Genomic DNA, 14536 nt, shown 5'->3' with positions numbered 1-14536 from the left:
GTTTCCATATTGACAACTAGCTATGTCTATTTGGCTACGGAAAGTAACTTGGGTGCTGTCATTACGACGTAACCACTCAACGAAGAGAGAGGAGGCCGATCCTTGAACAGATTCGATCTGGACGGGTTGATGACCTTCCTGTCGCGACGCTCCGACGACATCGTCGACCTCGTGGTCGATCATCTCGTCGTCGTGCTCATCTCGCTGGCGCTCGCGGCGGTGATCGGCATCGGCCTCGGTATCGCGGTGCGGAACCGGCGCTTCGCGCGTTCCGCGGTCATCACCGCGTCCGCGGTCGCGATCACCATTCCGTCCCTCGCGCTCCTCGCGCTGCTCAGCCCCGTCCTCGGCCTCGGCTGGATGCCCACGGTCGTCGCACTCGTCTTCTACTCGCTGCTCCCGATCGTGCGCAACACCGTCGTCGGGCTCCGCGAGGTGCCGGTCTCGGTGCTCGAGGCCGCGCGCGGCGTCGGCATGGGGCCGACACGGGTGCTGCTCACGGTGCAGCTGCCCATCGCCTGGCCGGTGATCCTCGCCGGCGTCCGCGTCGCCGCGCAGCTCACGGTGGGCATCGCAGCCATCGCCGCTTACGTCGCCGGCCCCGGTCTCGGCGAGTACATCTTCAAGGGGCTCTCTTCGCTCGGCTCCAAGAACGCTCTCAACTACGCACTCGTCGGCACCGTCGCCGTCATCCTCCTCGCGCTCCTGCTCGACGGAATCTTCGTGCTCATCTCCCGCTTCACGACTTCAAGGGGGCTCCGTGCCTGACATCTCGACGAACACCGGCATCCTCTCCGCGCTCGCCTCCCGGCAGGGCGGGGCATCCATCGAGCTCGACCGCATCACGAAGCTCTACCCCGGCCAGACCACGCCGGCCGTCGAGGACTTCTCGATGCGCATCGAGCCCGGCGAACTCATCATGTTCGTCGGCCCGAGCGGCTGTGGCAAGACGACCACGATGAAGATGATCAACCGCATCATCGAGCCCACCTCCGGCTCCATCCGCATCGATGGCAACGACGTGCTCTCGATCGACGCCAACGAGCTGCGTCGGCACATCGGCTACGTCATCCAGCAGATCGGCCTTTTCCCGCACTTCACCATCGCCGAGAACATCGGCACCGTGCCCCGGCTGCTCGGCTGGTCGAAGCAGCGCATCGCGGAGCGCGTGGAGGAACTGCTCGAGACTGTGCAGCTTGACCCGGGCGTCTTCGCGAACCGCTACCCGAGGCAGCTCTCGGGCGGGCAGCAGCAGCGCGTCGGTGTCGCCCGAGCGCTTGCTGCCGATCCCCCTGTGATGCTCATGGACGAGCCGTTCGGCGCCACCGACCCGATCACCCGAGAGCGTCTGCAGGCCGAGTTCCTCAGGCTGCAGGCCGAGATCGGCAAGACGATCATCTTCGTCACGCACGACTTCGAGGAGGCGATCCGCATGGGTGATCGCATCGCCGTGCTCAGCGGGCGCAGCCGGATCGAGCAGTTCGACACACCGGCCAACATCCTCAAGAACCCGGCGAACAACTACGTCTCCTCCTTCATCGGCGAGGGCGCCGCGCTCAAGCGTCTCGCGCTCATCCCGTCGGGCGACGCCCCGCTCGGTCCCGTCGACGCCTCGGCGCCCGCGTCGACCGTGTCCTCGACCGACTCGCTGCGCGAGGCGCTCGACCACCTCGTGTTCACCGGCGCGCCCCGCATCAACGTGACCGAGGGCGACCGGCCGGTCGGATCCCTCGACTACGCGGCCATTTCCTCGGTGCTCGGCGCCGAGGCGCCCCGCGGCGCGGCGCGTGCGGCGGAGGCCTCCGGGGCGGAAGGTTGATCATGTCGGCCCAGCAGATCACGCCGTCGCCGACGATGGCGATCCCGAACCCCGTGCCTCCGCGCAGGCCTGGGCGAGCCGGGAGCATCGTGAAGCGCTGCCTCCCGCTGATCGTGGTCGCCGTCGTGCTGTTGCTCACCTTCCTGTGGGTCGCGGCGCTCGACCTCGACTCGATCGAGCAGCGAACGCTCAACGCCGACTACATCTCCCGGCGCATCTGGGAGCACCTCGTGCTCTCCATCTGCGCCGCCGTGCTCGTCGCCGTGCTCGCCATCCCGGCGGGGATCGCGGTCAGCCGCTCGAAGTCGCGCGTGTTCAACGGCATCGTCGTGGGCATCGCGAACATCGGCCAGGCGACGCCGGCCATCGGTGTCGTGATCCTCCTCGCCATCCTCTGGCAGACCGGTTTCATGACCGCGCTCGTGGCGCTCGTCGTCTACTCCTTCCTGCCTGTGCTGCGCAACACGATCACCGGCCTGCAGCAGGTCGACCCGAACGTGAAGGAGTCAGCGCGGGGCATGGGCATGACCCCCGGCCAGGTGCTGCGGCGCATCGAGCTGCCCCTCGCCTCCCCGGTGATCGTGGCCGGTCTGCGTACCGCGCTCGTCTTCGCCGTGGGCGTCGCGACCGTCGCGACCTTCATCAACGCGGGCGGGCTCGGCGACATGATCGTCAACGGACTGAAGCTGCAGCGCTACCCGGTGCTCGTCGTCGGCGCCGTGCTCGTCGCCTCGATCGCCGTGCTCATCGACTGGGCGGCGGGGCTCGTCGAAGACATCCTCAAGCCCCGCGGCACCTGACCGCAGGCACCTCGTACACACGATCCGTACACACGAAAGGCACTCACATGCAGAAACGAAAGATGGCGCTCGCCGCCTTCGCCGCGCTCGCGGCGGGATCCTTCGCCCTCACAGGATGCTCGGGCGGCGGCGGGGGCGGGGGTGCCGAGGGCGGCGACGAGCTGAGCGGCCTGACCGGTGAGATCGGGTCGAAGGACTTCTCGGAGCAGTACATCCTCGCGCACCTCACGACCGAACTGCTGAACGCCCACGGCGCCGACCTCGAGGCCAACACGAAGCTCGTGGGCTCGGCGAACACCCGCCAGGCGCTCGAGAACGACCAGTTCGTCGGCTACTGGGAGTACACGGGCACCGGATGGATCACCTATCTGGGCAACACCGAGCCCGTGCAGGGGGCGGAAGCGCAGTTCGAGGCGGTCAGGGACGCCGATGCCGAGAAGAACGGCATCGCCTGGCTCGACCCGGCGGGGTTCAACAACACCTACGCCTTCGCGATCCGCGAGAGCGAGGCCGATAATCTCGGTGTGAAGACGCTGAGCGATGTCGCGCAGCTGCCGGAGGCCGACCAGACCTTCTGCATCGAGAGCGAGTTCTCCACCCGCGACGACGGCTGGCCGGGCCTCAAGGCGGCCTATGGGTTCCAGGCGCCCGAATCGAACGTGACCATGCTCGACACCGGGGTGATCTACACGGCGGCCGAGTCAGGCGACGACTGCAACTTCGGCGAGGTGTTCCAGACCGACGGACGCATCCCGGCGCTGAACCTCGTGGTGATGGAGGACGACCAGGAATTCTTCCCGAGCTACCAGGGCGCCTTCACTCTGAAGCAGGAGACTCTCGACGAGTACCCCGCGATCGCCGACATCATCGGAGAGGTCAGCCAGATGCTGACCACCGAGGTGATGCAGCAGCTGAACGCGAAGGTCGACGTCGACGGAGAGGATCCGCAAGACGTGGCCCTCGACTGGCTCGAAGAAGAAGGCCTGATCTGACGAACGACCAGCCCCGGGGCGGCGGACTGCACCCGCCCGCCGCCCCGGACGTCATCCCTGAGGAACGACATTGAACATCACCGACTTCTCCCTCGATTTCTTCTCCCTGGCCGGGAAGAAGGCGATCGTGACGGGGGGAAACACCGGGCTCGGGCAGGCCTTCGCGCTCGCGCTCGCGAAGGCCGGAGCCGACATCTTCGTGCCCGGCCTCTTCGACGACGGCGGAGAGACCGCCCGACTCGTTCGTGCCGAGGGCAGGCGCTACGAAGAACTTGCGATCGATATCACCTCTCCCGGTGCTCCCGCCCGAGCCGTCGAAGGGTGCACACGGGCGCTCGGGGGTCTTGACATCCTCGTGAATTCCGCGGGCATCAGCCGCATCGCCGACGTTGAGCGCTTCGGGCGCGATCAGTGGGATCCCATGATCGCGGTGAACCTCACCGCAGCCTTCGAGATGGGACACGAGGCGGCGAAGCGCATGATCCCGCAGGGATCGGGCAAGATCATCAACATCGCCTCCCTCTTCGCCTTCCTCGGGGGACTCGGATCGCCTGCCTACGCCGCTACGAAGCACGGCATCGTCGGCTTCACGAAGGCGTACGCCGACGAACTCGGCGAGCACGGGATCCAGGTCAATGCGATCGCCCCCGGCTACTTCGCCACACCCATCACCACCGGCACCCGCAACGACCCCGAGCGCAACCGCCGGGTGATCGAGCACACGCCCGCCGGGCGCTGGGGGGAGGCCGTCGATCTCATGGGAGCGATGGTGTTCCTTGCGAGCCGCGCCTCCGACTTCGTCAGCGGGCACGTGCTCACCGTCGACGGCGGCTACCGCGTGCGCTGAGCGGTGCGGAGCCCCGCCCCAAACCCTGCCGGAACCCAAACCCTGCCGGAACCCAACAGAACAGGACCAGCAATTCTCATGGTTACATCGCGTTCGAGCCTCGACCGTGCCGAGATCGTCTCCCGCCTGCAGACCCTCGTCGGGTCCGACCAGGTGGTCACCGACGAACCGGAGCTGCGCGAGGCGAGCGTCGACCGCTTCAAGAAGTACACCGCCGTGCACGGGATATTCGACGGCCCGATCCCCGCGGCCATCGTGAACGCCCGCTCGACGGAGGACGTGGCCGCGGTGCTCGCCTTCGCCGACGAGCACCTGATCAACGTCGTGCCCCGTACCGGCCGCACCGCAACGGAGGGCGGCCTGGAGACGGTCGTCGAAGACACGATCGTGCTCGACGGCTCGGCCATGAACCGCATCATCGAGATCGACTCGGTCGACATGATGGCGACGGTGCAGTGCGGCGTGCCGCTGCAGGTGCTCGAGGACGAACTGCGGGCACAGGGCTTCACGACCGGTCACTCGCCGCAGTCGAAGCCGATCGCGCAGATGGGCGGCCTCGTCGCGACCCGCTCGATCGGGCAGTTCTCGACGCTCTACGGCGGGATCGAGGATATGGTCGTGGGGCTCGAGGCAGTATTCCCGGGTGGGCATACGAGTCGCATCAAGAACGTGCCGCGGCGGGCGGCGGGCCCGGATATCCGCCACGTCGTCATCGGCAATGAGGGCGCGCTGTGCTTCATCACCGAGGTGACGGTCAAGATATTCAAGTATCAGCCCGAGAACCTGCGCTTCCTGGGCTACCTCGTCGATTCGCTGCCGGCCGGCGTGGACGGTCTGCGGCGCATCATCGTCGAGGGCTATCGCCCCTCGGTCGCCCGCGCCTACTCCGAGGAGGACGCCGCGCAGCACTTCTCGCACTTCGCCGGCGGACGGGCCGTCGTGGTGGTCGTAGCTGAGGGGCCAAGGGGCATGGCCGACGCGACGGCCGCGGGCGTCGAGGAGATCTTCGAGGAGATCCCGCATGAGAAGGTGGACTCCGCGCTCATCGAGCAGTGGTTCGAGAACCTCAACTGGGGCCAGGACAAGATCGATGCCGAGAAGCGCGAGATGCTCGAGAAGGCGCATCTCGGCTACACGACCGAGGTGTCGATCGACTGGTCAGGGGTCGAGGAACTCTTCGACTCGGTCATGCTCCGCGTGCGCACCGAGTTCCCGCGCGCCGGGGACCTCACGATGCTCGGCGCGCACTCCTCGCACAGCTACCAGACCGGCACGAACCTCTACTTCGTCTACGACTACGACATCGACTGCGAGCCGCGTGAGGAGATCACCGAGTACCACGAGCCCATCAACACCATCGTGGTGGAGGAGGCGCTGCGCCTCGGCGGGTCCATGGTGCATCACCACGGCATCGGCAAGTACCGGACGCCGTGGACGCTCGAGGAGCACGGCACGGCCTATCCTCTGCTCGAGACGCTGAAGCGCGGGTTCGACCCCAACGGGATCATGAACCGGGGTACGATCTTCCCGATCTCGTGAGACGCGGGGCCGGCCTCTTGCGAGACCGGCCCCGCCGTTCACCGTTCGCTCGACCCGCCTCGGAAAGGATCGCCGATGACCGGCTACGTGATCGCCGTGGACAACGGCTCGCAGAGCACCAAAGTATCGATCGTCGACGCGGGCGGCACCGTGCACGCGAGCGCGCGCGTCGCCCTGCGGCCGTACGATTCGCCCGCTCCCGGCCGCTGGGAGCACCCCGACGACGACCTCTGGACGTCGATCGTCGCAGCGCTGCGCGACGCGCTCGAGGAGTTCGCCGGGGATCCCTCCGAGATCCGGGCGCTCGGGCTCTGCACCATCCGCTTCTGCCGTGCGGTGCTGCGCGAGGACGGGACGCTCGCCCAGCCGGTCATGAGCTGGATGGACGAGCGCGTCTCGAAGCCCTACGCGCAGGAGCGCGAGGACGCTCGCTACATCACGACCTCCTCCGGGTACATCGCGTACCGGCTCACAGGGCGCCGACGCGACGCGGCGGGCAACTGCCAGGGCGTGTGGCCGATCGACATAGGCGCATGGGACTGGAGCGCCGACGAAGAATCGTACGCGCGTGCAGGCATGCGACGCGAGCAGCTCTTCGACCTCGCACGGCCGGGAGAGATCCTGGGTGCGGTCGCCCCCGAAGCCGCGGAGGAGACGGGCCTGCCGGTCGGCATGCCCGTGGTCGCCACGTCGAACGATAAGGCCGTTGAGGCGCTGGGCGCGGGATTGCGGGATGACTGCGACGCGCTGCTCTCCCTCGGCACCTACGTCGCGGCGATGACGGTGGGGGAGAGCGTCGCGCCCGTAGACGGCGCCTGCTGGATCAACTTCGCAGCCGAGCCCGGGCGCTACCTCTACGAGAGCGACGGCGTACGTCGGGGGATGTGGACGGTCAGCTGGTATCGGGATCTCATCTCGGGCGCAGGCAGTGCCGTCTCAGAGCGCGAGCTCGGGATCGGCGCCGAGTCGGTGCCGATCGGCTCCGGTGGCCTCGTGGTCGGCCTGGACTGGCTCGCCCCGAGCGATGCCCCTCGCAGGCGCGGAGCCATCGTGGGCTTCGACGGAACCCAGGGCACCTTCCACGTCTACCGCGCGATCCTCGAAGCGCTCGCGATCGCCTCGGCCGAGGGCGCCTCGCGCACCTTCGCCGCACTCGGGCGCGAGCTCGGCGAGCTGGTGGTGACCGGTGGGGGCGCCGCGTCCGAGCTGATGCTGCGGATCCTCGCCGCCGTCTACGACGCGCCGGTGCGACGACCTGCGGTGAGGGACGCGGCGGGCACCGGGGCCGCGATCTGCGCCGCGGTAGCCGTCGGATTGCACCCGGACTTCGACACCGCCGTGGCCGCCATGGTGCGCACCGAGCTGCGGGTCGCTCCCGACCCCGAGTGGGTCGCCGCCTACCGCCGGGTCCGCGCTGAATACCGTGCCGTGCTGCCGCGCATCCATGCGATCTACGCCTGAGCATGACACCCCACCCGGGTCTCAGGCTCCGAGGGTGCGGGAGAAGGTGACCCCCGCCCCGCGCACGATGCGCGCCAGGGCCTCGATCCTGGGACCCAGGCGAGTCCGCGGCCCGCTCACGTTGAGCGCGGCGACGATGCTGCCGGTGTGATCGTGGACGGCCGTCGAGACGCCGATGACCCCGGCTTCGAACTCCTCGTCGATGATGGCGTAGCCGTCTCGACGGATGCGGCCGATCTCGTCCGTCAACGACTCATACCCCCGGACCCTGGCCTGGCCGGGCGGCGGGGTCTCCAGCAGGAAGAACGGATTGGCCTCGCGGTCGAAGGCCTCGCGGTCGATCACCGATTCGTCCTGCCCGTGCTCGTCGTACCAGGCTCGGAGCGATGCCTCGTCCCACTCGCTCACGAGCACGCGCCCCGATGAGGTGCGCCACGCCGCCGTCGTCACTCCCTCCCATCCCGCCGAACGGACCTCGTGCGGGCTCGGCTCGCTCGCGAGCGTCAGCACATTACCGTGCGCGAGCACGCAGAGATGGCTCGTCTCGTGGGTCGCCCGCACGAGCCCTCGCAATACGGGGCGCCCGAGACGCACGAGCTGTGCCTCGGCGGTGCGTGCCGCGAGCGCGAAGACGCGCGAACCGACCGCGTACTTGCCGGTGTCGGGGTCCCGCGCTGCGAGACCTGCCGCTGCCAGGGTCTGCAGGGCGCGTGAGACCACCGTCTTGCTGCGTCCCGAGAGTCGGGCGAGCTGGGTGACGCCGTAGCCTCCCGCCCGGGCGGCGGCGTCGCTTGCGAGCAGCTCGAGCAGTTCGATGTCGCGGCCGAGACCCGCAGTGTTGGTGCGCGGTGCGTTCGAGGGGGTGTGCATTCCTCCAGTCTCGTTGCATGGACCGATATGCGCAACATCGATTGCGCATATCGTGATCGCTTCCATACGGTTTCCGGGAAGGCAGCAGCGCCGCCCACGGCGGCCGAACCACAGAGGAGTGATGATCGATGGCGGAAAGCGTTCAGCTCGGCGAGAGCTTCGTCGGAGACGGGGTCAACGCGGCCCATATCAATACGGTGCTCGGCGAACGCCAGGGGCCGGTCGGCACCGCCTGGGCCACCGCGCTGGCCAGCCCGAGCGAGGGCTTCGTGCCGTTCGTGGCGGTGCTGCAGCCGTCGCTTCCGGTGAAGCCGATGACCCTGTTCGTCGCCAAGGCCTCCCCGGCGAACGACCTCCACGGAACCGCGATCTGGGGTCCCGCGCAGGCGGGTGTCGCAGCGGGCGTCGCCGACGCCGTCGCCGAGGGGATCATTCCCGATTCGTACACCGGCACGCACGCGCTCATCGTCGCCGTCTGGGTGAACCCCGGCGTCGAAGACCTCGACGAGATCTACCGCAACAACCGCGAAGCGACCCGCCGTGCGCTTGAAGCCGGCGCGGCGAACGCTCCGAGCGCCGAGGCCGTCATCGCCGCCCGCAACACCCCCAGCAACCCCTTCTACACCCCGAGCGAGGAGGTCGGCGCAGATGTCGCACGCTGACAGCACCAACAATGCGAACGCCCCGGTCATCGGCTTCATCGGCCTGGGCAACATGGGCTCCGGCATGAGCCGCAACCTGCAGGAGAACGGCTTCAAGCTCGTCGTCACCGACCTGCGCCGCGAGGTCGCAGAGCCTCTGCTGGCCGGGGGCGCTGCGTGGGCCGACACCGCGGCCGAGGTCGCCCGCCGATCTGACATCGTCATCACGATGCTGCCGACCCCGCGCATCGTGTCGGCTGCACTGAGCGGCGAGCACGGGATCCTCGCGGGACTGTCGGCGGGCAAGACCTGGATCGACATGTCCACCTCCGTTCCCGAGGTCGCCGACGGCATCCGAGACGAAGCCACCGCCCGCGGCATCCGCGTCGTCGATGCCCCCGTGAGCGGCATGTCCGTGGGCGCCGCGAACGGTCGACTGCAGATCTTCGTCGGAGCCGAGCCTGAACTCTTCGAGGAGCTCTTCCCCGTGTTCGAGGCGATGGGCGATCCTGAGCGCATCATCAATGTCGGCGGTCACGGCGCAGGCTACGCGGTGAAGCTGATGATCAACCAGCTGTGGTTCTCGCACGTCGTCGCGACCGCCGAGGTGCTCGCGATCGGCACCGCCGCGGGCGTCGACCTCGGAGTGCTGCGCCGATCGCTCATCGCGAGCCCGGCCAACAGCAACTTCCTCGAGAACGACGTGATGTCGATCCTCGAGCACGGCGACTACGACGAGGGCTTCGCGATCGCGCTCGCCTGCAAGGATCTGGGCCTCTCCATCGACCTCGCGCGCGCCGTCGGCATGCCGAGCGAGCTGTCAGCGCTCGTCGAGCAGGTTTTCCGCCGGGCCCGCCGCTCCTATGGGGACCTGGCCGGCGAGATGACCCCGTTCAAGCTCTACGAGGACTTGCTCGGAACCGAGCTGCGCCTGGGGTCGGGATCCGATGCCGATGCGGGATCCGATGCCGATGCGGGATCCGACGCCGTCGAGGAGGTGCACGCATGAGCGCGCTCCCGGAGAACACCCCCACAAGCCTCTTCATCGGCGGCGAATGGCGCGACGCCGAAGACGGTGCGACGCTCGATGTGCTCAACCCGGCGACGGGCGAGAGGCTAGCCTCCGTCGCGAGCGCGTCCGTCGCCGACGGCGCCTCAGCCCTCGATGCGGCCGTCGCAGCGCAGGAGGCCTGGGCCGCTACCGCTCCTCGCGAGCGCGGTGAGATCCTGCGACGCGCCTTCGAACTTACGGTCGAGCGCCGCGAAGAGCTCGCGCGTATCATCACCCTCGAGATGGGCAAGCCGCTCACTGAATCGCTCGGAGAGGTCGCCTACGGCGCTGAGTTCCTGCGCTGGTTCTCCGAGGAGGCCGTGCGCATCGATGGCCGTTACACGATGTCGCCCGACGGCAAGAACCGCCTCCTCGTGCTGCACCGCCCCGTCGGTCCGAGCCTCTTCGTCACACCGTGGAACTTCCCGCTGGCGATGGCGACGCGTAAGATCGCCCCGGCCCTCGCAGCGGGGTGCACCTCGGTGCTGAAGCCGGCGCAGCAGACGCCGCTCACGGCGCTCTACTTCGCGGCGATCCTGGAAGAGGCCGGTGTACCCGTGGGCGTGGTCAACGTCATCCCGACGGCGAGTGCCGGCCGCGTGACCGGCCCGATCATCGCCGACCCGCGCCTGCGCAAGCTCTCCTTCACCGGATCGACCGAGGTCGGCAAGCGTCTCATCCGCGATTCCGCCGAGCAGGTGCTGAAGGTGTCGATGGAACTCGGCGGCAATGCCCCGTTCATCGTCTTCGAGGACGCGGACGTTGATGCCGCTGTGGAGGGCGCGCTCGTGGCAAAGCTCCGCAACGGCGGAGAGGCTTGCGTGGCCGCGAACCGGATGCTGGTGCACGAGAGCGTCATCGAAGAGTTCAGTGCGAAGCTGAGCGATCGCATGGCGGGCTACGTCCAGGGCGCTGGCACAGAGGAGGGCGTGACCATAGGCCCGCTCATCGACGAGGCGACCCGCAGCAAGGTCGACGAGCTGGTGCGCGACGCGGCCTCGCAGGGTGCACGCATCGAGATTGGCGGAGAAACGCCCGAGGGTGACGGCTTCTTCTACCCGCCGACCGTGCTCACCGGAGTGCCCGCGCACGCCCGGATTCTCACTGAAGAGATCTTCGGGCCGGTGGCGCCGATCGTCTCCTTCAGCGATGAGTCGGAGGCCGTGCGCCTCGCTAACGCGAGCGAATACGGGCTGGTCGCCTTCGCCTACACCCGCGACCTCAATCGTGCGCTCCGTCTCGCCGAGCGGATCGAGACCGGCATGTTCGGTCTCAACACGGGGCTCGTCTCGAACCCCGCGGCTCCGTTCGGCGGGGTGAAGCAGTCGGGACTCGGGCGCGAGGGCGGCTCCGAAGGCATCTTCGAGTTCCTCGAGACCGTCTACGTCGGCATCGCCGATCCGTTGGCGGCGTAGTTCCCGACAGTCGCTCGACGGGTCAGCGGATTGGGATCGTAGTTGTTGCCCATCCGCTGACCCGTCGAGAGGTGCGCCCTCGCACCTCCACTGACCGCGCATCTCCACCTCCATCGACCGGCATGAGGATTCCTCCTGTGTGTCTCTCACCCGCAACCCACCGCCCAGCAAAGGCGCAGGCGAAAGAAGAAGTACAGATGACGACAACAAACACGAATGATCGAACGAGACTTGATTTCGACGATCTACCGATCAATAGATTCCACATCCGCGTGACCGGACTCACGTTCGGCGCGCACTTCAACGACGGCTTCGCCATTGGCATCATCGGCATGGCGATCGTGCTGATCGGCAGAGAAGGCGCTATGGATCTTAATGCCTGGTGGACCGGAGCGCTCGGTGCGGGCGCCCTGTTCGGGCTCTTCCTCGGGGCGCTCATCTTCGGTAACGTCGCCGACCGCCTCGGGCGGCGACCGATCTTCATCGCCAGCTTCGTGGTCATCACCCTCGCCACGTTCGCGCAGTTCTGGGCTCAAGAGCCCTGGCAGCTGCTTGCCCTACGCATCATCATGGGGGTCGGAATCGGCGGGGACTACGCGGTCGGTCACGCGATGCTGGCGGAGGTCCTGCCCCAGAAGCGACGTGGGGAGATCATGGGCTCGTTCTCGGTGATATGGACGTTCGGGTACGTCGTCGCAACACTGCTCGGCATCTGGTTCATGCAGTCGGGGATCGAGGATGCGTGGCGCTGGATGCTGATCGCGCCCGGCGTGATCTCCGCGCTGGTGCTCATCGCGCGCATGGGCATCCCCGAATCGCCGAGGTGGCTTCTGCGCGTCGGGCGGAGTGATGAAGCACGCGCGATCGTGGACCGCTTCTTCGGCAAGAACGTGGTGCTCCAGCCCGAGCCCGAGCTGTGTGACGCCGGCTACCGGGCGCTGTTCAGCCGGGCCTACATCCGCCGCACCATCTTCAACTGCGTGTTCTTCGCCTGCCTCGTCATGCCCTATTTCGCCATCTACACTTTTCTGCCCAGCGTGCTTGAGCAGATGGGGCTTTCGAATCTCGCGGCAACGGGTGAAGGGTACGCGGTCGAGATCTATCTCAACGTCTTCCTGCTAGTGGGCGCTCTCTGCGGCATTTACTTCACCGCCAGGTTCACGCGTCGGGGCTTCCTGCTCACGTCTTTCGTTGTATTGGTCGTGTCCCTGGTCGCGCTCGCGCTAGTGCCGACGACCATGACGGTGGTGCTCGTGGTGCTCTTCGCCGTTATGACCTTCACGCTGTCGGCGGTGAGCAACCTCGTTGGTGTGTTCCCGGCTGAAAGCTTCCCCACGCCTGTGCGATCGTCCGGAATCGGCTTGGCCACAGCCGTCAGCCGCCTCGGCTCCGTTATCAGCACGTTCCTGCTGCCCGTGCTCATGGCGAACTTCGGCGTCGCCATGACGATGCTGGTCCTTGCGGGGGTGCTGCTGCTCGGTCTGATCGTGTCGTGGATGTGGGCGCCCGAGACGAAACATCAGACCCTTGTCGACTCGGGCCTGATCACGCTGCCGAGGAACGAGAAATAGTCGTTCGGGTCCTCGGCGTCGGGCCGCCGTCCGAGTAGGAGCCGGGTGCCCGTTTGACTGCTCCGGACACTGTTTGAGCAGGGGTCGACACTCAGGGGTCAGATTCCATGATCTTCCCCTCCGAGACGTCGAGCCCCCGCTTGAGGATCGACGCGCGAACGCCTGCCTACTCCCCGAAGAGCGCCGACACGGCCGCCGCGGCCTCGGGTGCGCGCCCCTCCCTGCCGAGCTCGCGCAGCCGCACGGTCGGGCGGTGCAGCAGGCGTCCCGCGAGGTGCCGCAGGGCGGCCTCGACCTCGCCGCCCCCGTCGCGCCCCGCGTCCCGCGACCGGACGCGCGCGATCTCGTCATCGAGGATGTCGTTCACGAACGACCTCAGCTCGCGCAGGGCCGGCACCGCTTCCCGCTCCGCGCGGGTGGCGGCGTATTCCGCGGCGGCGGTGCGCACGATGTCGCGGGCCTCGAGTTCGGCGCCCAGCTCGGGGATGGGGGCGTGCAGCGCGATCGTCTCGAGGTCGAGCAGCTCGACGCCCGCCACTCCCGCGACGTCGGGGGCGATATTGCGCGGCAGCCCCATGTCGATGAGCAGCCTGGGCCGAGGGGCGGGGCGGGTGCGGGTACGGGGATCGGCTTCGAGCCCGCCGAACCGCGCGCAGAACGGCGGGGCGCCCTCGGTCACGGTCTCGTCGAAGCGCTCCCTGGTGAGCAGAGGCTCGTGCACCGCGCTGCAGGCGACCACGAGGTCGGTGTCTCGCAGTTCGGCGTCGAGCGCGTCGGATGCGACCGGGCGGATGCCGTGGGAGTCGGCGAAGGCCTCCGCGCGACCGGAGGGCGAGTAGACCCCGATCCTCGTCGCGCCCCGGGCGCGCAGCGATGCGAGGCTCGCCCCCGCATACGCGCCCGTGCCGATCAGCAGCACCCGCGCCTCGGCCCAATCGCCGACGCGGCTGTCGACCATCGTCAGTGCGAGCTGCACGAGCGAGCGGCCTTTGCGCTGCAGGCCCGTACGGTGTTTGATCTGCTTCGAGACGAGCAGGGCACGCTGGAAGAGGCGCTCGAGCTCGGCGCTCGACCGACCGGCATCGCGTGCGGCGTCGATGGCGCGACGCACCTGCCCGGCGATCTCGCCCTCGCCGACAGCGGCCGATTCGAGGCCGCTGGAGACGGCGAACAGATGCTCGGCCACGGTGTCGCCCCGGTGCACGGTGCAGGCCCGCTCGAGCTCGGCCGGTTCGAGGCGCGCCGCCCGAGCGAAACCGTTGAGCGCCTCCTCCGGTGCGAGCCCCGGCGCGTCGAGGTAGGCCTCGAAGCGGTTGCAGGTCGCGAGCACGACGGCCCCGCGCGCGAACTCGGAGTCGCCGAGAGCGGCGGTCACCGGTTCGGTGCGACGCTCGATGCGTTCGAGTAGCGCGAGGTCGGCGCGTCGATGATCGACGGTGAGGCAGAGCAGCATGGGGTTCTCGGCAGGGTCTCGATCGGGGCTGGGGCGGTGACCGGATCAGCTCAGCACTCGAAGCTGAGTAGATCAGA

The 14536-nt window shown here is 68.1% G+C and carries 13 protein-coding genes; 11 read left to right on the top strand and 2 right to left on the bottom strand.

Going from position 1 to position 14536, the window contains the following annotated elements; all coding sequences use genetic code 11:
* Positions 1–129 precede the first annotated feature (129 nt).
* From AC0KXF_RS05165 to AC0KXF_RS05135, 7 genes are all read left to right on the top strand, one after another.
* Positions 130–768 carry an ABC transporter permease gene (locus AC0KXF_RS05165; RefSeq protein WP_473108197.1) on the top strand — a complete coding sequence of 213 codons (639 nt, stop codon included), beginning with the start codon at positions 130–132 and terminating at the stop codon, positions 766–768.
* Positions 761–1819: an ABC transporter ATP-binding protein gene (locus tag AC0KXF_RS05160; protein ID WP_473108168.1), complete on the top strand. Its 1059-nt coding sequence runs from the start codon at positions 761–763 to the stop codon at positions 1817–1819. The genes AC0KXF_RS05165 and AC0KXF_RS05160 overlap by 8 nt, the downstream gene beginning before the upstream one ends.
* Before the next feature lie 2 nt (positions 1820–1821).
* Positions 1822–2619, top strand: a complete 798-nt coding sequence (locus AC0KXF_RS05155; protein WP_473108167.1) for an ABC transporter permease — start codon at positions 1822–1824, stop codon at positions 2617–2619.
* 47 nt (positions 2620–2666) lie between these two features.
* Positions 2667–3611, top strand: a complete 945-nt coding sequence (locus tag AC0KXF_RS05150; RefSeq protein ID WP_473108166.1) for a glycine betaine ABC transporter substrate-binding protein — start codon at positions 2667–2669, stop codon at positions 3609–3611.
* 70 nt (positions 3612–3681) lie between these two features.
* A complete protein-coding gene (locus AC0KXF_RS05145; protein ID WP_473108165.1) occupies positions 3682–4458 on the top strand; it encodes an SDR family oxidoreductase in 777 nt (258 codons plus the stop codon).
* A 78-nt stretch (positions 4459–4536) separates the two neighbouring features.
* Positions 4537–5997: an FAD-binding oxidoreductase gene (locus tag AC0KXF_RS05140; protein ID WP_473108164.1), complete on the top strand. Its 1461-nt coding sequence runs from the start codon at positions 4537–4539 to the stop codon at positions 5995–5997.
* Positions 5998–6072: 75 nt separating this feature from the next.
* The gene (locus tag AC0KXF_RS05135) at positions 6073–7458 is read left to right on the top strand and encodes an FGGY-family carbohydrate kinase (RefSeq protein WP_473108163.1); all 1386 of its coding nucleotides are present in this window, start codon (positions 6073–6075) and stop codon (positions 7456–7458) included.
* Positions 7459–7479: 21 nt separating this feature from the next.
* Here AC0KXF_RS05135 and AC0KXF_RS05130 read toward each other — a convergent pair whose 3' ends face one another.
* Positions 7480–8328 (bottom strand): IclR family transcriptional regulator, encoded by an 849-nt coding sequence (locus AC0KXF_RS05130; protein ID WP_473108162.1) that lies wholly within the window; start codon positions 8326–8328, stop codon positions 7480–7482.
* Positions 8329–8456: 128 nt separating this feature from the next.
* Between AC0KXF_RS05130 and fae the strand changes: the two genes are divergently transcribed.
* The 4 genes from fae (at position 8457) to AC0KXF_RS05110 (ending at position 13006) form a co-directional block, all read left to right on the top strand.
* Positions 8457–8990: a formaldehyde-activating enzyme gene (gene fae / locus AC0KXF_RS05125; protein WP_473108161.1), complete on the top strand. Its 534-nt coding sequence runs from the start codon at positions 8457–8459 to the stop codon at positions 8988–8990.
* Positions 8977–9978 (top strand): NAD(P)-dependent oxidoreductase, encoded by a 1002-nt coding sequence (locus tag AC0KXF_RS05120; protein WP_473108160.1) that lies wholly within the window; start codon positions 8977–8979, stop codon positions 9976–9978. The genes fae and AC0KXF_RS05120 overlap by 14 nt, the downstream gene beginning before the upstream one ends.
* The gene (locus tag AC0KXF_RS05115; RefSeq protein ID WP_473108159.1) at positions 9975–11435 is read left to right on the top strand and encodes an NAD-dependent succinate-semialdehyde dehydrogenase; all 1461 of its coding nucleotides are present in this window, start codon (positions 9975–9977) and stop codon (positions 11433–11435) included. The genes AC0KXF_RS05120 and AC0KXF_RS05115 overlap by 4 nt, the downstream gene beginning before the upstream one ends.
* 71 nt (positions 11436–11506) lie before the next feature.
* Positions 11507–13006 (top strand): MFS transporter, encoded by a 1500-nt coding sequence (locus AC0KXF_RS05110; protein WP_473108158.1) that lies wholly within the window; start codon positions 11507–11509, stop codon positions 13004–13006.
* A 166-nt stretch (positions 13007–13172) separates the two neighbouring features.
* Here the strand turns inward: AC0KXF_RS05110 and AC0KXF_RS05105 are convergent, their stop codons facing one another.
* Positions 13173–14459, bottom strand: a complete 1287-nt coding sequence (locus AC0KXF_RS05105) for a glutamyl-tRNA reductase (RefSeq protein WP_473108157.1) — start codon at positions 14457–14459, stop codon at positions 13173–13175.
* Positions 14460–14536: the final 77 nt, after the last annotated feature.

The organism is Leucobacter holotrichiae, from assembly GCF_055791005.1.
The sequence above is the reverse complement of the archived record's forward strand: the minus strand, read 5'-3'. Positions and strand labels throughout refer to the sequence as shown.

What these genes read in the sequence shown, in the direction of transcription:
- AC0KXF_RS05155 (WP_473108167.1), top strand. Translation starts at nt 1,822, where the DNA reads ATGTCGGCCCAGCAGATCACGCCGTCGCCGACGATGGCGATCCCGAAC.
- AC0KXF_RS05115 (WP_473108159.1), top strand. Translation starts at nt 9,975, where the DNA reads ATGAGCGCGCTCCCGGAGAACACCCCCACAAGCCTCTTCATCGGCGGC.
- AC0KXF_RS05135 (WP_473108163.1), top strand. Translation starts at nt 6,073, where the DNA reads ATGACCGGCTACGTGATCGCCGTGGACAACGGCTCGCAGAGCACCAAA.
- fae (WP_473108161.1), top strand. Translation starts at nt 8,457, where the DNA reads ATGGCGGAAAGCGTTCAGCTCGGCGAGAGCTTCGTCGGAGACGGGGTC.
- AC0KXF_RS05140 (WP_473108164.1), top strand. Translation starts at nt 4,537, where the DNA reads ATGGTTACATCGCGTTCGAGCCTCGACCGTGCCGAGATCGTCTCCCGC.
- AC0KXF_RS05120 (WP_473108160.1), top strand. Translation starts at nt 8,977, where the DNA reads ATGTCGCACGCTGACAGCACCAACAATGCGAACGCCCCGGTCATCGGC.
- AC0KXF_RS05130 (WP_473108162.1), bottom strand. Translation starts at nt 8,328, where the DNA reads ATGCACACCCCCTCGAACGCACCGCGCACCAACACTGCGGGTCTCGGC.
- AC0KXF_RS05165 (WP_473108197.1), top strand. Translation starts at nt 130, where the DNA reads ATGACCTTCCTGTCGCGACGCTCCGACGACATCGTCGACCTCGTGGTC.
- AC0KXF_RS05105 (WP_473108157.1), bottom strand. Translation starts at nt 14,459, where the DNA reads ATGCTGCTCTGCCTCACCGTCGATCATCGACGCGCCGACCTCGCGCTA.
- AC0KXF_RS05150 (WP_473108166.1), top strand. Translation starts at nt 2,667, where the DNA reads ATGCAGAAACGAAAGATGGCGCTCGCCGCCTTCGCCGCGCTCGCGGCG.